This is a genomic window from Gemmobacter sp. 24YEA27 (assembly GCF_030052995.1).
Classification (GTDB): Bacteria; Pseudomonadota; Alphaproteobacteria; order Rhodobacterales; family Rhodobacteraceae; genus Pseudogemmobacter.
In genome coordinates, this window is record NZ_JASJPW010000011.1 from 1 (window position 1) to 17,111 (window position 17,111).

16 protein-coding genes and 1 pseudogene are annotated in these 17,111 nt (G+C 57.5%); 16 read left to right on the top strand and 1 reads right to left on the bottom strand.

Going from position 1 to position 17,111, the window contains the following annotated elements; genetic code table 11:
* From QNO18_RS25345 to QNO18_RS25410, 14 genes and pseudogenes are all read left to right on the top strand, one after another.
* A pseudogene (locus QNO18_RS25345) lies at positions 1-212 on the top strand (sugar transporter); the annotation flags it as partial.
* Positions 213-334: 122 nt separating this feature from the next.
* Positions 335-556, top strand: coding sequence for a hypothetical protein (locus QNO18_RS25350; RefSeq protein WP_283180206.1), 222 nt, complete (start codon positions 335-337; stop codon positions 554-556).
* A gap of 299 nt (positions 557-855) precedes the next feature.
* A complete protein-coding gene (locus QNO18_RS25355) occupies positions 856-1,533 on the top strand; it encodes a sugar transferase (protein ID WP_283180207.1) in 678 nt (225 codons plus the stop codon).
* A gap of 13 nt (positions 1,534-1,546) precedes the next feature.
* A complete protein-coding gene (locus QNO18_RS25360; RefSeq protein WP_283180208.1) occupies positions 1,547-1,747 on the top strand; it encodes a hypothetical protein in 201 nt (66 codons plus the stop codon).
* Positions 1,748-1,890: 143 nt separating this feature from the next.
* Complete coding sequence (locus tag QNO18_RS25365) at positions 1,891-3,150, top strand: WcaI family glycosyltransferase (RefSeq protein WP_283180209.1); 1,260 nt, start codon at positions 1,891-1,893, stop codon at positions 3,148-3,150.
* Complete coding sequence (gmd, locus tag QNO18_RS25370; protein WP_283180210.1) at positions 3,147-4,265, top strand: GDP-mannose 4,6-dehydratase; 1,119 nt, start codon at positions 3,147-3,149, stop codon at positions 4,263-4,265. Before QNO18_RS25365 ends, gmd begins: the two co-directional genes overlap by 4 nt.
* A 96-nt stretch (positions 4,266-4,361) precedes the next feature.
* Positions 4,362-5,300: a GDP-L-fucose synthase gene (locus QNO18_RS25375; protein WP_283180211.1), complete on the top strand. Its 939-nt coding sequence runs from the start codon at positions 4,362-4,364 to the stop codon at positions 5,298-5,300.
* Positions 5,301-5,464: 164 nt separating this feature from the next.
* A complete protein-coding gene (locus QNO18_RS25380) occupies positions 5,465-5,863 on the top strand; it encodes a hypothetical protein (protein WP_283180212.1) in 399 nt (132 codons plus the stop codon).
* A gap of 795 nt (positions 5,864-6,658) precedes the next feature.
* The gene (locus QNO18_RS25385; RefSeq protein ID WP_283180213.1) at positions 6,659-7,867 is read left to right on the top strand and encodes a hypothetical protein; all 1,209 of its coding nucleotides are present in this window, start codon (positions 6,659-6,661) and stop codon (positions 7,865-7,867) included.
* A 145-nt stretch (positions 7,868-8,012) separates the two neighbouring features.
* Positions 8,013-9,116, top strand: a complete 1,104-nt coding sequence (locus QNO18_RS25390) for a glycosyltransferase (protein ID WP_283180214.1) — start codon at positions 8,013-8,015, stop codon at positions 9,114-9,116.
* A gap of 182 nt (positions 9,117-9,298) precedes the next feature.
* Positions 9,299-10,474, top strand: a complete 1,176-nt coding sequence (locus QNO18_RS25395) for a polysaccharide pyruvyl transferase family protein (protein WP_283180230.1) — start codon at positions 9,299-9,301, stop codon at positions 10,472-10,474.
* A gap of 23 nt (positions 10,475-10,497) precedes the next feature.
* Positions 10,498-11,025 (top strand): colanic acid biosynthesis acetyltransferase WcaF, encoded by a 528-nt coding sequence (locus tag QNO18_RS25400; protein WP_283180215.1) that lies wholly within the window; start codon positions 10,498-10,500, stop codon positions 11,023-11,025.
* Between the two features lie 22 nt (positions 11,026-11,047).
* Entirely contained in the window at positions 11,048-12,034 is a 987-nt protein-coding gene (locus tag QNO18_RS25405; protein WP_283180216.1) for a nitroreductase family protein, read from the top strand.
* Position 12,035: 1 nt separating this feature from the next.
* On the top strand, positions 12,036-12,920 hold the full coding sequence (locus QNO18_RS25410; protein ID WP_283180217.1) for a glycosyltransferase family 2 protein: 885 nt from the start codon (positions 12,036-12,038) through the stop codon (positions 12,918-12,920).
* A 19-nt stretch (positions 12,921-12,939) separates the two neighbouring features.
* Here QNO18_RS25410 and QNO18_RS25415 read toward each other — a convergent pair whose 3' ends face one another.
* Positions 12,940-13,851, bottom strand: coding sequence for a replication initiator protein A (locus QNO18_RS25415; RefSeq protein ID WP_283180231.1), 912 nt, complete (start codon positions 13,849-13,851; stop codon positions 12,940-12,942).
* A gap of 677 nt (positions 13,852-14,528) precedes the next feature.
* On the opposite strand from QNO18_RS25415, the gene QNO18_RS25420 reads away from it, so the two are divergent.
* Positions 14,529-15,929, top strand: a complete 1,401-nt coding sequence (locus tag QNO18_RS25420; protein ID WP_283180218.1) for an AAA family ATPase — start codon at positions 14,529-14,531, stop codon at positions 15,927-15,929.
* A 44-nt stretch (positions 15,930-15,973) separates the two neighbouring features.
* Positions 15,974-16,996, top strand: a complete 1,023-nt coding sequence (locus QNO18_RS25425; protein WP_283180219.1) for a ParB N-terminal domain-containing protein — start codon at positions 15,974-15,976, stop codon at positions 16,994-16,996.
* The last annotated feature ends 115 nt before the right edge of the window (positions 16,997-17,111 follow it).

The following is a 17,111-nucleotide window of genomic DNA, read 5'->3' on the forward strand; positions in this document are numbered from 1 at the left end:
ACGGCGATACGGTCTTTGTCGACAGCGATTATGATCTGACCCGTGCCGAGGCCTATTTCTCCGAACAGCTCGCGCTGCAGGGCGCGCGCTCTTCGGCCATCACCGCACTCAGCCAGGAAGTGGGCATCCGCCGCTCTGAGCTGGAAGAGCAGCGCGCGAATTTCAACACGAGGCTCGAGCTTGGGGCGAGAAGCGGGACTATGTCTATCTGACCGGTGAGGTCGGCAAACAGGGTCGCTGGGCTCTGCCCTATGACCAGAGCGCAAGCCTTGCCGATGCCCTGTTCGATCAGGGCGGCATCGCGGCCAAGACCGGCAATCCAAGACAGATCTACGTGCTGCGCGGCTCGGCGGATCCGCGTGAATTCGGCGCCCTGACCGCCTGGCATCTTGATGCCGGTGCCGCAGCCGGCCTGATGCTGGCGACACGTTTCGAGATGCGCCCGAATGACGTGGTTTATATCGCGCAGCAGCCGGTCACCAAATGGGACAGGGTCGTCTCGCAGATCACACCCAGCCTGATCACGGTTCCGCTGAACAATCTGACCGAAAACTGAACAAAAGCCGGGCAGAAGCCCGGCTTTTTGCACAAAGATACCGCCTGTCTGCTCTGGCGCGGCGCGCGCAAGGACCCTGTCATATTAATGGTTTAAAAATGGTTGTAATATGATGAGGATTGCGGCATTGGCTGGTACCGGCGTCACAATCTGTGACAAAAAGGGGCGTTGATAAATAATCGGGAACGATTAAAAGCTGTGCGCTGATCCCGGATCGCCCGGGCTCTTTCCCTGTTCTGCGCTTTGGTAAACAAGTTTTTTTTTGCGAAACTCGAAAAATAACTTGTTTAGGACTTCCCATGGCCGACGGAGCCTTGTCGACATCCTGTAAGACCACCGCTGAACGGACCCCGATTCCATTCGCAGGCGCCACCAGGAAGGGCTTTTACCGTTCTTACGGCAAACGCTTTCTGGATTTTTTTCTGGCCCTGATTCTCGTGCCTGTTGTGGTGCCGGTGCTGGTTGTGCTTGCGCTGCTTATCGGCAGGTCACCTTTCTACAGCCAGATCAGAATTGGCAAAGACGGCCGGACTTTCCGCATGTGGAAGCTGCGCTCGATGGTGCGTGATGCTGATGCGGCCCTTGCCGCCTGTCTCGCCCGGGATCCGAGGCTCCGTCGTGAATGGGATCTCAATCAGAAGCTGGATCAGGACCCCCGCATCACCCGGATCGGTCGCCTGATCCGCAAGACCTCGTTTGATGAATTGCCACAGCTCTGGAATGTGCTGCGTGGCGATATGAGCATTGTCGGCCCGCGCCCGATGATGCTGGATCAGAAAGATCTCTATCCGGGCCAGGCATATTACCGGCTGCGTCCCGGCCTGACCGGCCCCTGGCAGGTCTCGGACCGCAATGCTGTCTCTTTCCGGGCAAGGGCGCAATTTGACGAAGACTACGAGCATCACCTGAGTTTTCGGGGTGACTGCGGCCTTATCCTGAAAACCATCAGAGTCGTGCTGCGCGCGACCGGGAAATAAGCGAGGACATGGCATGACAGAGACAATGATGTTCCAGGGGGCGGTTGTGCTCTATCTGCTGATTTCGCTGATTGCGCTCGCGCTGACCTATCGCGAGCAAAGGCGCAACGGCATCTCTTCGCCCCTGTTTCGCATGATGGGCTTTGCCCTTTGCACGATATGGCCTGTCACCTTTGTGGTTTTCACCTCGCTCCAGCTTGTGACGCGCACCTGAGAGACCCTGTCAGGATGGCCTGTATGCGGGGATGGGAATCGTCTATGAGCCAGGCAGCCGGCAAGCGGCCAGAACATCTTTCGGCTTGCTGCCTGGGATAAAATCATGAAACTGCTGATACTTGGTATAAACTTCGCCCCGAAATGATTTCGACGGGGCTCTATACAACCGGCCTTGCCGAGGCGATGGCAGAGGCTGGCGATCAGGTCAGCGTGGTCACCGCCCAGCCCTATTTCCCGGCCTGGAAAGTGTTTCCCGGCCATTCGCGCTTTTTCTGGAGCCGGGGCGAACTGCCTTCGGGGGTCCGCTATATCCGCTGTCCGCATTACGTGCCGGCAAAGCCCACCGGCGCGCGGCGTATTCTGCACCATGCCAGCTTCGCGCTGACCTCCTTTCCGGTTCTGGCCTGGAAAGCCCTTATCGGGCGCCCCGATATGGTGCTGGTGATCGCGCCTGCGCTGCTGCCTGCCCCCTTCGCCTGGGCGCTGGCGCGGCTTTCGGGGGCGAAATGCTGGCTGCATGTGCAGGATTTCGAGGTCGAGGCCGCCTTTGCCACCGGCCTTCTGAAACCGGCCAGCCTTGCCGGCCGCCTGGCCCGGAAATTCGACCGCTGGATCCATCGCCGCTTTGACAGGGTCAGCACGATCTCGGGCCCGATGCTGCGCAAACTGTCGGAAAAAGGCCTGCCGCCCGGCCGCATTTTCGAACTGCGCAACTGGGCCAGGCTGGATGATGTCACGCCCCTGACCGGCCCGTCGCCTTACCGCGAGGAATTCGGCATCACCGAAGAGCATGTGCTGCTTTACTCTGGCAATATCGCGAATAAGCAAGGGCTTGAGATCCTTCCCGATGTGGCGCAACGGCTGGCGCATCGCAAGGATCTGCGCTTTGTGATCTGCGGCCAGGGGCCGTTCCTCGATGAGCTGAAGACGCTTTCCTCTGGTCTCGACAATATCTCCTTCTTCCCGCTGCAACCGCTGGAGCGGCTGGGGGATCTCCTGGGCCTTGCGAGCCTGCATCTCCTGCCCCAGATCGCGGGCGTCTCAGAATCGGTGCTGCCCTCGAAACTGACCAATATGCTGGCCTCGGGCCGCCCGGTTCTGGCCACCGCCGAGCCGGGCACCGCGCTGGCCGATGAGATCGCAGATTGCGGCAGTGTCACGCCGCCCGGCGATGCGGCAGCACTGGCAGAGGCGATTTCCGCGATGCTCGACAACCCTGAACAGCGCGAGGCCTGCGGGCTCGCCGCCCGGGCCCGCGCCCTGGAACATTGGGACAATAAGCGCATTCTCGAGCGCTTCCGCCTTGCCGCCCATGACCTGACCGGCCAGCCCCAGCCCATTGCCCATCCTGCCGCCAAAGCGACAGAAGCTTCCCTGATCAAGAGAACGAGACAGACATGAAAAAGGCCCTTATCACCGGCATCACAGGCCAGGACGGCTCTTACCTGGCCGAATTCCTGCTGGAAAAGGGCTATGAGGTGCATGGGATCAAGCGCCGTGCCTCGTCTTTCAACACGCAGCGTGTCGATCACATCTACCAGGATCCGCATGTCTCGAACGCGCATTTCCGGCTGCATTACGGCGATCTGACCGACAGTTCCAACCTGACCCGCATCCTGCAGGAAGTGCAGCCCGACGAGGTCTATAACCTCGGCGCGCAAAGCCATGTCGCAGTGTCTTTCGAGGCGCCGGAATATACCGCCGATGTCGACGGGATCGGCACTTTGCGCCTGCTGGAAGCGATCCGCTTCCTCGGGCTGGAGAAGAAGACCCGCTTCTACCAGGCCTCGACCTCCGAACTTTATGGCCTTGTGCAGGAGACCCCGCAGCGCGAGACCACGCCCTTCTGGCCCCGGTCTCCTTACGCGGTGGCCAAGCTCTATGCCTATTGGATCACGGTGAATTACCGCGAGGCTTACGGCATCTATGCCTGCAACGGCATCCTCTTCAACCATGAGAGCCCGCGCCGGGGCGAGACCTTTGTCACCCGCAAGATCACCCGCGGTCTCGCGAATATCGCCCAAGGGCTGGAGCCCTGTCTCTTCATGGGCAATATCGACAGCTTGCGCGACTGGGGCCATGCGAAAGACTATGTCCGGATGCAATGGATGATGCTGCAACAGGACGTGGCCGAGGATTTCGTCATCGCCACCGGTGTGCAATATTCGGTGCGCCAGTTCATCACCTGGTCGGCGCAGGAACTGGGGATCGAACTTGCCTTCACCGGCGAGGGTGTGAGCGAAATCGCCACCGTGGTCTCGGTCTCGGGCGACAAGGCGCCTGCGGTCAGGCCGGGCGATGTCGTCATGCGCATCGACCCGCGCTACTTCCGCCCGGCCGAAGTGGAAACCCTGCTCGGCGATCCGGCAAAGGCAAAAGAAAAACTCGGCTGGGTGCCCGAGATCACTGTTCAGGAAATGTGCTCCGAGATGGTGGCCGAAGACCTGAAAGTCGCAAAACGCCACGCCTTCCTGAAAGCCCACGGCCATGACGTGCAGGTAAGTGTCGAAGGTTAAGGGATGCGGCTCTGGCTATGGGTATTTACGGCGCCCGCGCCATCGAAACCTGTATGAGCCGCGCCCTTACGTCCAACATCATCGAGTGAGCCTTATATGAGCTACGATCTTTCCAACAAACGTATCTGGGTCGCAGGCCATCGTGGCATGGTTGGCGGCGCTGTGGTGCGGCGCCTGGCGTCTGAGGGCTGCGAAGTGATCACCGCCGGTCGCGATGTGGTGGACCTGGTCGATCAGGCTCAGGTCAAAGCCTGGATGGCAGAAACAAAGCCCGATGCCATCGTGCTGGCCGCCGCCAAAGTTGGCGGCATCAAGGCCAATAACGATTTTCCGGTCGACTTCCTCTATCAGAACCTGATGATTGAGACGAATATCCTCCAGGCCGCGCATGAGAATGACGTCGAACGGGTGCTGTTCCTCGGATCCTCCTGCATCTATCCGAAACTGGCGCCGCAGCCGATCCGCGAGGACAGCCTGCTGACCGGGCCGCTCGAGCCGACCAATGAATGGTATGCCATCGCCAAGATCGCCGGCATCCGCCTGACCCAGGCCTATCGCCAGCAATATGGCCGCGACTGGATCTCGGCGATGCCGACCAACCTTTACGGCCCCGGCGACAATTACGACCTGAGCTCCTCCCATGTCCTGCCCGCGCTTCTGCGCAAGTTCCATGAGGCAAAGGTCTCAGGCGCAGAGACGGTAACTGTCTGGGGCTCGGGGACGCCTTTGCGCGAGTTCATGCATTGCGACGATCTGGCCGATGCGCTGGTCTTCCTGCTGAAAGAGTATTCCGGCTTCGACCATATCAATGTCGGATCGGGCGTCGAGGTCACGATCCGCGAGCTGGCCGAAACAATCGCAAAAGAAGTGGGCTATGAGGTTAATTTGGTCTTCGACGCGGCCAAACCCGACGGCACCCCACGCAAGTTAATGAATACAAGCCGGCTGCATGAACTAGGCTGGAATAATGCACGTAGCCTAAAGCAAGGAATACATAGTGCCTATGAGGAATTCTTAAGCAGAGACAATAATTAATGCTTACCCTACGCAAACGCTGGAAGAATTCACCGATCTTTAGGAGATTGGCCGGAGGCGTGGGCGCAATTGCGTTGGGAAAAATATGGATACTACTTACCCAAATCGCACTCGTGCCAGTCCTATCGAACACTTGGGGCGCAGAGGCGTACGGGCAGTGGCTTATGCTCAGCACAATTCCAATTTATATTGCTCTTACTGATTTTGGTATTGGGACAGCCGCAGGTGTTGAAATGACTCGCCACCTTGAGAGAGGTGATGATACCGCCGCAAATCGAGTTTACCAATCCGGGTGGGTTTTCCTTACTCTCATATCTTTTTTATCGGGCGCCACTGTCTGGGTTGGGATAGGAATTTGGCACAAATACGATGCCACCATGTATGATATGCAAGTCGCCGCGGGGCTAATGGTAGCAGCATCTATCCTTACACTGCAGGTTTTTGTTCTTCGAGCCGTGTTTACTGCGACACATAATTTCGCGAAAGGACAGTTTGTCAATGATTTGGCTATTCCAATAGAGGGTCTAGGAGTCGTTATTGTTGCATGGTCCGGGGGGGTATAATCGAAGCTGCGACGGTTTTGGTGTCTGTAAGAGCGGTATGGATACTAATATTCCATTTTCTAATGTCAAATCTAGCGCCGTGGTGTCGGAGAGGGTGGAGCTTGGTCGATCAAGAAACGATCCTTAAGCTCACACGGCCCTCACTTGCAGCATTTAGCATGACTATATCGAATGCCGTCGGTCTTCAAGGAATGATCCTGACAATTGGATGGTTCATGGGTCCAGCGTCGGCAGCTATATTTGGAACAGTAAGAATGCTTTCTAGGGCACCCCTTCAATTCTCTGGCCTTTTATCCCGCGCGAGCATACCAGAATTAACGCGCGCGTACGAGGCTAAGAATACTCAACTTACACAGAAGCTGATGCGGCTAAACATTAGTGCCGCACTACTTGTGATGTTACCCTCGTCTATAATTCTAATCATGTATGGCCCATCAATACTGTCAACGCTGTCACACGGCAATCTTATTGCGTCGAGGGTAGAATTTATCTTGATGTCTCTAGCCATGCTATGCGTCACAATTTGGACAACGTTAGCAGCGCCGCTAATTGCAACCAATCAGCAGGCGAAATTTTCACGAGTTATTTTACTAGCGTACTGCTCCCAAACATTGGTACCGATTGCCTTTTCATCATTCCAGCAAGCACCTTATTTTGCAGTATTGGGTGCTGAGCTGACTTCACTTCTTTGGATAGCGCGAATTATTCGCAAAAATCCTTCTTCGCAATAGGAAAACGTACACCCCCTCCACCTATAAATATTGCGTATTAATTGCCATCACAGTGGAGATCTGAATGTACATTAATCCACCAGCCGATAAAGTTAATAGATTTGGATTAATCTCCAGGTCAACCGCACTAACAGCAAGCGCAATACTGCCGCAGCTACTTCTGGCGCTTCCTTTCGGCATCCCAAATTCCCTGACCCAAGTTCTCGCCCTCATCTTCGTTTTGCCATTTCTTCTGTTAAGCAGACTTAATGCCACATACATGACATTAATCACTTTGTTCTTTTTGCTGATAATATCTAACTCCATCTATCAGGCTTTACTTAGGCCGAATAGCGAGAGCTCATACTATCAAATGGCAAGGTCTCTCACTCCTTTCTTTATCCTATGCTCAATCTTGATTAACTATAAGTTAATCTTATCAAAAATTTCACAATTCATACTTACTGGAGGTCAAGCAAGATCTAAAAAGATAAACCGTGCAATTGATTTTTTTGCACTACTATGTGCCGTTCAGTCGGTTGGGTTTATGATGGGCCTACCCACTGCAAATTACCTTTCTGCGTCCGGCAGTGGCGAAAGAGTCATGATCTTCATGTCCACTAGCTGTGTATTTCTTATGTATTATACAACCATTTCGAAAAGGCATTGGTCTACCCTTCTTTTTTTTATGGTCGTCCTCGGGACGGGATCTAAAAGTATATTAGTGGCTTCTGTACTTATTTTCCTCTTAGCCGCAAGCCGTGACCTTAGGGCTATAAATTTTCTAGGGGTAATGGCATCTGGTACGGCGCTCATTTTTTCATTATATTTCATCAATCCATTGGCCCTTGACAGAGTGATGGACTTTGCATCGAGCGAGCAGGGAGAATCCTTCAAGGACGCTACTCGTGCATACGAAATTTTTCATGCTCATAGAACTATGAATGAATACACATCTTCGGTCGTATTTGGGTCCGGTTTTGCCACCCAACTAACTCCGGGGGTACCAACCAGCAACTCTGCGTGGTTTGAAAACTCAAAATATGATATTGAGAATGGGTATTGGGGAATATTTTCAAAGCTTGGAGTTGTCCTTACAGCAATTTTTGTGATTATTATTATAAAATTCATGCCACTCAACAGGGTACTATTTGCAATAATTCTGGTTGAAGCCCCGCTTTTTTTTAAAACCAGTTATCAGGTTTTCGCATACATGGATGGTGTTTATCTAATTATATGGTCTATTTTAGTTAATGCCCTATTACTTTCTAGAAAATCTTACTCTCTGAGGTGATTTGAGAAAAATTCCCACTTGGTAACCAAGAAACTTTACTAGAAATGCCCACGTAAACGCCAGAACTCCGAAGAGAGGATTTCCCTTGAGAGTACTCCATGTGATATCATCTGCTGACCCCGCCACCGGAGGGCCTATTCAAGGTTTGAAACAAAGCATTTCTCTGCGAGAGCATTGGGGGCAACGTGTGGAGATTTTAACTCTTAACCCTCCAGAATCTGACGCTATTTCCAATTTTCCTGGCGTCGCCCATGGAGTAGGGCCGGGCACTCGTATTTATGGATACACACCTAATTTATCACGATGGATTTCAAAGAATAGAAGTCGTTTTGATGTGGCTGTGGTTCATGGATTATGGAATCATGCATCAGTTGGTGGTTGGCAAGGCCTTCGGCGTGCTCGGTTGCCCTATGTGCTTTTCACGCATGGAATGATGGACCCTTGGTTCCGGAAGTCAAAGCCTATCAAGCATTGGGTGAAGCAGAGCTTCTGGGCCATCCAAGGACGAGTTTTGAGAGACGCAAACGAAGTGCTGTTCACAAGTGAGGAAGAGATGCGCCTCGCTGACGGAGTATTTTTTGGCTATAATTATCGCCCACGTGTGGTCGCTTACGCCGCGGCCGAAGCGACGCCTTGCGGATTGGTTGATGAGGCAGCCTTCCATAAGCTCGTTCCAGAACTTGCTGGGCGCCCATATTTACTTTTTCTCAGTCGCATACATGAGAAAAAGGGATGCAATTTGCTACTTGAAGGTTTTGCCAAGGCGGTTCATCGCCCTGACCTACAGCTGGTGATCGCTGGCCCACCGCATGGTGATTTGGGCGAGCGGCTGCAGGCTCAGGCCCATTCGCTTGGGATTGCGGAGAGAGTTCACTGGCCCGGGATGGTCAAAGGGGCAGCAAAGGCTGGCGCTTTTCGAGGAGCAGAAGCCTTTGTTCTAACTTCGCATCAGGAGAACTTTGGCATAGCTGTCGCCGAAGCATTAGCTTACGGAAAGCCTGTTCTAATTTCGAATCAGATTAACATCTGGCGGGAAATTGAGTCAGGTGGCGCCGGAGTTGTCGCCCCGGACACAGTTGACGGCGCAACCCGTGTTATAGCCGCATGGGAACAGCTAACTCCTGAGGCTCGGATCGCAATGGGTCGTGCCGCCCGGGAGGTTTATGAGCGGAACTTCACTGTGGAGGCAGCAGCGCGCGATCTGACCGCTGCATTGGAGCGAGCAGCAGCCAGTGGGCCGCAGAGATAATTTTATTATCTTTAGGCCGCGATGAAATACACGTATTCTTGCGCTGCTGAGAAAAATTTAGACGTCCGGTCAGGTGCAACGTGTGTTTCTCGTGGAGGTGTTATGCTACAGGCCACATGAGACAGGTTACGACCTAGGTTTGATTTCCGCTCCAAAACAAAGAGAAGACGATGACTGATCCGATGACGTCGGGACCGACTCCACGAATAGGCATCCTGACCTATCACTTCAGTGATAATTTTGGTGCGCTCATGCAAGCTTACGGCCTGCAGAGTTGGTTGAAATCCCAAGGCTGCCGGGCCGAGTTCATCAATTACCGCCCGGCCCATGTCGAGGCGGGCGGCAGCCTGCGCGACCTGATCAAGGCGCGGGGAGCCAAGGCCAAGGCCAAGATCGTCTATCTGCGGCTGAGCGCGCTGCGCAACCAGTTGTTCGGCGACCGCACCCAGCAGAAATTGCTGCACCGTTTCCAGCGCGAGACGCTGGGCGTGGCCTGCGCCCCCCTGCAGAACGAGGCTGCAACCGAAGCCTGGCTGAACAGCCCGGCGGGCAGGTTCGACATGCTGATCTGCGGCTCGGACCAGATCTGGGCGCCGTCGCAGCAGCGCGGCATCGATCCGGTCTATTACCTGCATTTCCCGCAAGGGGCGCAGGGCGCGCGGCGGATCTCCTATGCGCCGAGCTTCGGCAAGGCCACGCTCGACTCGGCCTATGAGGCCGAGGTAACGGGCTATCTGCGCGACCTCGACGGGCTTTCGGCCCGTGAGCAGAGCGGGGTCGAGATCGTAAGCCGGCTTTCGGGGCGGCCAGTGGCTTATGTGCCGGATCCGACCATCCTGCTGGGCGATTTCCGCCCGCTGGCCGCCCAAGCTACGGCCGTGGGCGCTGGCCATGTTTTCTGCTATGCCCTGCGCACCGGCCAGGGAATTCGCGACGTGGCTGCGCTTGCTGCGCAAAAGACCGGCGGCCGTATTCTCTCGCCGCAGAACCCGCACCGGCGCTGGAAAGAGATCGGCGAGACTATCCATCCCTCGCCCGAGCAATGGGTCGCCCATGTCGAGCGGGCGGCTTTCGTAGTGTCGAACTCGTTCCACGGCACCGTCTTCTCGATCTTGTTCCGCAAACCCTTTCTCAGCGTGGCGCTGCCCGGTGCCAAGGCCTCCCTGAACGAGCGGTCGGCCAATCTGTTGAGCTCGCTCGGGCTGCGGCACCGGCTGGTCGATGCCTCCGACATGGCTAATGTGCACCGCCGGATGGAAGAGCCGATCGACTGGCAAGCGGTCGAAGAGAAGCTGACAGCGATGCAGGAATCCGGCCGCGGCTATCTGCGCCGCGAGTTGAAAAGATTGCATGCATGATGGATTTCCAACAGCTGAAATATGTGGACACCATCCCGAAGCGGGAAAAGCTCCTGCGTCAGGTCTGGGTGCTGGTCTATGCGCTGTTCTTCCGGCCCACGCCGCGCGGCCTAATGAATGGCTGGCGGAAGATGCTGCTAAAATTGTTCGGGGCCCAGATCGGTAAGGGGTCGAAAATCGCGCCAAGCTGCTTTGTTTGGGCGCCTTGGAACCTAGAGATGGGCGAGTTTTCCGTGATGGGCGATCACGTCGACTGCTATACCATGGCGAAGATCCGCATCGGATCGAAGGTAGCGGTCAGCCAGCGCAGTTTCCTATGCACCGGCACGCATGACATCACCAGCCTGAGGCGACCTCTGATCACCCGGGCGATCACCATCGGCGATCATGTCTGGATTGCCGCCGAAACTATGGTCGGCCCCGGCGTCACCATTAATGAGGGCAGCGTGGTCGGTGCCCGGTCCTTCGTAAACAAGGACATGCCTGCGTGGATGGTCTGCGCCGGCACCCCCTGCAAGCCTGTAAAGCCTCGGGTCGTCGAACAGAACTAAATGCCTCCCGGAAGGAAACAAGATGGGCAAGCTGAGCTCGTTGACAGAAAAAGTTGCCAAAGTCGGACGGTTCGGGACGGAGTTCTTCCGAGATATGGCGCTCTATATCCGCTATTGTGGCATTTCACCGATGCAAGATGCGCAGAAGCGCCGCTTCTACAAGCTTCTGATAGAATGCCATGCTCTGGAAAAGGGCCTTTCCCTGCTCAATCCGCGCGCACTGTTCGGCAAGACAAAGATAGACTTTCTACGTAAGGAACTCGATCTCTACGATCTGTCACAATCGCCGCTGCCCGCCGAGATGATTTTGGGCACCTTTGAAATCTATGTCGATCGGCACCGCGAAAGAGGGGTATCGGATCCCTATCTTGACGAGGTTGCGGCTTATGCTGCCAAGAAGCGCAGCACGCTTGCCGTGACACCGCATGGCGGGCTGCGGCATTTCGAAAGGGGCTATAAAGACATCACCGCGATGGCCCCGGCGGATTTTATCGCCTCGCGCTTCTCGAGCCGAACTTTCAGCGACAAGAAGCTTGAGCGGGCGCAGGTTGAAAAGGCCGTGGCCTTGGCGCAACAGGCACCCTCTCAGTGCAACCGGCAGGCAAGCCATGCCTACTTCTACCAAGATAGGGACGCAATTGCCCGCCTGCTAAAACTGCAGGGCGGCTCCTCCGGTTTCGCCCAAGACGTGCACAACCTTTTCGTCATCACCGTGGATCTGGCAGCTTGGGGCGGGGCGCAGCAGCGCAACCAGCTGTATGTCGACGGCGCGCTGTTTTCGATGACGCTGATCTATGCATTGCATGCCACGGGGATTGCCACCTGTCCGCTGAACTTGGCCGTCACCAACCGGACGGAAAACGACATCCGCCAAGCAGGAGATATTCCTAGCGATCAGCGGTTGATTATGATGATCGCGGTCGGCGAACCGGCCCGGCTCACGGCGGTCGATGCCGCCTGCTCGCCGCGGCGCAAAACCACAGAAATCCTGCATTTTGAGAAGGCATGACATGCCGGTTGAACTGACCGCCGTCATCCTGACCTATAATGAAGAACAGCATATCGCACGCTGTATCGAGAGCCTGATGCCGGTCGCAGCCCGCATCGTGGTGGTCGACAGTTTCTCGACCGATCGCACGGTCGAGATCGCCTGCGATCTCGGCGCGGATGTGTTTCAGAACCCCTTCCGCCATCAGGCGCAGCAATATCAATGGGCGGTCGAGAGTTGCGCCATCACCACTGACTTCACGCTACGGGTCGACGCCGATGAATATCTTGAGCCCGAGCTGCAGGCGGCGATCAAGACCTTCCTCTCCGCGCCCGGTGCGGTCAATGCGGTCTATCTGCGCCGCAAGATCACCTTCCTCGGCCGGCCCATCACTCATGGTTTCTTCTATCCGGCAATGATCCTGCGGCTGCACCGTACAGGCCAAGGCCGAATGGAGCAGCGCTGGATGGACGAGCATATCGTGGTCGAGAATGCTGTAACAGTGGAGCTTTCTGGCGATCTGGTCGACGACAATCTCAATCCACTCAGCTGGTGGACAGCGAAACACGTCAACTACGCCCGGCGCGAGGCCTATGAGATCATCGCCTCCCGCGCCAGGGTCCAGAGCGAGGCGGAAGCTCTCTCCGGCCAGGCCCGCCGCAAGCGCTGGTTGAAAGAAAATATCTATGGCCGCATGCCCGTAGCTCTGCGCAGCACGCTCTATTTCCTCTACCGCTATCTCTTTGGGCGCGGTTTCCTCGACGGCAAGGAAGGCTTCTTCTTCCACTTCCTGCAGGCCTATTGGTACCGGACTTACGTCGATGCCAGCCTCTTCGAGATTGAGCGACAGGCGGCCGCTGAGGGGCTCAGCGCCTATGACATGCTCAGGCGGGATGGTATTCTCTGATCATCCCGGCAGCCCCCCCTCAGGCCGGGCGCTTCTTCAGCCAGCCCAGAAACGCCGCATCGGCCGAGCGCAGCCGCGGCCGGCCGGAGCGCGCCCACATCTCGCGCCACTCCGCCTCGAGCGCATAGATGTCCCAGCCGGGCATCAGCGCCCGCGCCGCGCTGATCGTGGCCTCTTTCAGCACCGGGCCGGTGCCGGGCAGCACCACGAGATCGCGGCGCGTCACCCGCAGGATATCGCCCGGCTCCTCGGCAAGGCTGTAATCGGGCAAGGGGTCGCTTGCGATCATATCGCGCATCATCTTGCGAAACACTCTGAGCGGGCTGGCCGAGCCCGATTTCTGCGCCAGCACCGCCATCGAGACCCGCCAGTCCGGCTGGCGCCCGCAATGCTTGCGCGACAGCTCATAGATGCGCCGCTCCAGCGGTTTCCTGAGCCGGAAATAATCGCGTGACAGCGTCAGCACCGATTTCGACAGCACCGCCCGGAAGAGCCATTCCGACAGGGTCACCGCCACCTGCACCATGCGCCCGCCTTTGGTCGCGCGCACGATCTGCCAGGTCTCGATCAGGCCAAAGCCGGTGGTGACCTCGGGCCCCTCGCCGGTCGCGATATTGGTGGTGATGCGGGTACCCGCCAGCCGCTCAAAAGCCTCACGCAGCCGGGCATAGCCGTCTCCGCTCGTCTCGCGATTGGTCGCAACCAGCAGGTCATGGGCGGTCAGCCGCAAATGCCGGCTGATCTCGCGCCCGGCATTCAGCGCCGCCATCAGCTGGCTGATACAATAGATCAGAATGTCTTTGTCAAAGAGCGTCGCAAGCCCCTTGACCGAGGGCACCACGGTGATCTCTGCCCCGTTCCTCTCATAGCTCAGGATGCGCCGGTCGGGCCGCGTCGAGAGCGAGAAGATCGGATGCTCCATGCTGGCCATATCGTCTTTGGGCAGCACATCGAACAGATCGCAAATAAAAAACCCCGCCTCTGCGCGGCGGTCAGGCAGCCATGTGGCGCCCTGCACGGGGAGAGCCCCCGCCCCATATCCCGGACCTGTCATCCGCCTGCCTCTCTCGCCTCAGCCCCGCTGCCGGGGTCTCATATGGCGGGCCTGACGCCCGCTCTGCCTGCCGCCCTTTGCGGTGCTGACAGGGGTTTATCCACGAAGCGCCATGGCTTTTGCGGAGGCCACTGGGCATCTCCGGGGGCTGCTTTGCGCTTCGTGGTTTCATTGACGCTTAACTTATCCACAGGTGGTCCGTTTGGCGAGGAAAAATCTCCGGCGGGATCGGGGGATCAGAGTCACCCGGACGTGGGATCAGAGTCGCCCTGTCGTGGTTTCAGAGTCGCTATGGGCTTTTCAGATCCGGATATTTCATTCAAGATCAATGAGATAGATATGAGCATTACGCGCCTTAACTATTATAATAACATGATACTAACTGAGAAAGATCGGACAGGGTTTGGGGACGCATCCAGGACCCAGACCTCTGATACCGAAGTATCCATTTGATTTTACTATGAAATATAGGGGTATGCGGCAAATGTGCGCTCTTTGCTTCCATGTTGCATGTTTTGCTGTATGCTACCGAAAAACACGCACATGAGGCAGCAATGGCCCGCGAATCGAGCCGCGAGGCGGATCCCGCCCAGCCCCCCTATTTCAACATCTCGCCCGATCAGGAGCTGCAGCGCCTTGGCCCCTCCGTTGGCACCGCCGAGCTGTCGCGGATCGCAGGTCTGGCGGCACGCGGGCGCGATGAGCTGGCCACGCGCGGCCTCGGTGAGGAGGGACGAAAGTCCCTGCGCCTCTTCTCGACCTGGGAAATTACCCGCTATCTGATCCCCGTTGCCCAGGGGCATTTCCGCCGGGTGCTGAAAGGCAATCCCGATCTGCCCCAGGGCCGCTCCGAGACCGAAGGCGGTGCCAAATGGTTCACCCTGGACGAGGTGCTGAGGCTGCGCGCCTGGTTCGCGGCTGAAGGCGCGAAGAACCGCGACTATCAGCCCTACCGCCCGCAGGGTCTGCCGGCCAAGATTGTCGCCGTGGCGAATTTCAAGGGCGGCGTCGGCAAGACCTCGACCTGCGCTCATCTCGCGATGTCGGCGGCGCTGGATGGCTACAAGGTGCTGGTGGTCGATCTCGATGCCCAGGGCTCGATGACCTCGATCTTCGGCGGCAAGGTTGCCGATGAATGGGGCACCGCCTTTCCGCTGATCGCGCGCCACTATGCCCGTCATCTGCAAAACGACAACCGGGCCCGGGTCGAACGCGGTGACGCGCCGCTGGCGCTGGATGCCACCCTGTCGGAAGCCCTGAAGACCGAACCGCGCAGCGTGGTGCAAAAGACCCATTGGCCGAATATCGGTCTGATCGGCGCCCAGCTGAATCTTTACTGGGCCGAGTTCCAGATCCCGGTCTGGCGGATGCAGTCGCGCGGCTGGAAGCTCTGGGATGCGCTGACCGATACATTCGCGGAAAGCGGGCTGCTGGAGGATTATGACCTGATCTTCTTCGATACGCCGCCGGCGCTTGGCTATCTGACGATTAATGGCCTTGCGGCGGCGGATATGCTCTTGGTGCCGACCGGGGCCTCTTTCCTTGAATTCGACTCCACGGGGCGGTTTTTCGACATGCTCCATTCCACCTTCGCCTCGATCGAGGAGGGGGAGAATATCGCCGCCCGGGCCCTCGGGCGCGAGGAGCTGGCCTTTGAATGGGATGCGGTGCGTGCGGTGATCACCCGCTATGACGGCGCGCAGCAGGCCGAGATGGCGTCTTTCATGCAGACCTGGCTTGGCGGCGCCATGAGCCCGCAGCGCCAGGAATTCACCGCGCTGATCGGCCAGGCGGGCGAACAGGTCAATGGCATCTATGAAGCCGATTACCGCGACTTCAACCGTGAGACCTATATCCGGGGCCGCGAGACCTTTGACACCACCTGGGCCGAATTCAAGCGGCTGCTTTATGGCATCTGGCGCCGCGATGAGCGGGCGGCTTCTGCCGGGGAATGAGGGATATGTTTCGCGCGCGAAACATTTGCTGAGAGGGGGCTGATATGGCCAGACGCAAGCGGCTTGGCCCGGCAATAATTGCGCCGGAAACAGACGAAAACAGCCATGTCAGTGACGTTTCTGAAGGCGTGGCGCCCGAAGTGAAGGCCGCCTTGCCGCCGCCGGGGGCAGGCAATTTTGGCGCGCCTCCTCCCATTGCGCGGGTGGCGGCGGAATCGGCTGCCGAGGCGGCGCTGAGCGAGATTTCAGAAGCCATGAGCCGGGCCCGCGCCGAGGGACGGCTTGTGTTGCGCCTGCCCCTGGCCGGGATCGAGGCGGATCATCTGGTGCGCGACCGGATCGACCTTGATGAAGAGGAACTGGAAGGCCTGATCTCGTCGATTGCCGAACATGGCCAGCGCAACCCGGTCGAGGTCAGCGAGATCGCCCCCGGGCGCTATGGGCTGATCTCGGGCTGGCGGCGGCTGACGGCGCTGAAAAGGCTCTGTGCAAGCGGAAATGACCGTTTTGACCATGTGCTTGCGCTGGTGCGCAAACCTGAAACCGCCGCCGATGCCTATATCGCGATGGTCGAGGAAAACGAGATCCGCGCCGGCCTTTCTTATTACGAGCGGGCGCGGATTGCCGGGCGTGCGGTGGAACTTGGGGTGTTCGAAACGGAAAAACAGGCTCTGCAAAGGCTTTTTGCCAATGCCAGCCGGGCCCGGCGCTCTAAGATCGGGTCCTTCCTGGTGATCTGGCACCGAATGGATGCGGTGCTGCGCTTTGCGCGGGCGATCCCGGAACGGCTGGGCCTCGCGCTTGAAAAGGCGATAGAAGCGGCTGATTCCGCCATGTTAGAGACGTTTTTGCAGGATCTTCGCCGGGATCCCTCGCCTGATGCCGCCGAAGAGATCCTGCGGTTGCACAGCTTTGTCGCCGAAGTGGTGCCAAATGTTTCGCGCGCGAAACATTTGGCACCTGCAAGGGGTCAGGGGGGGAGGAGGCAAAGAGCGCGCCGAAAGTGGCCCCCGTTGCCTCGTCGTCAGCCGCGGTGGAACTGCGCCCAGGTGTCTATCTTGCGGTGAAAGGCGGCCTTGCCCATCCGACCCTGACACTTTCCGGGCCAGGGGTCGACCCGGCCTTTCGCGACCGGCTGGAGCAGTGGCTTCTGAACGGGGACAGCTGAAGGAGGGCGGCAGA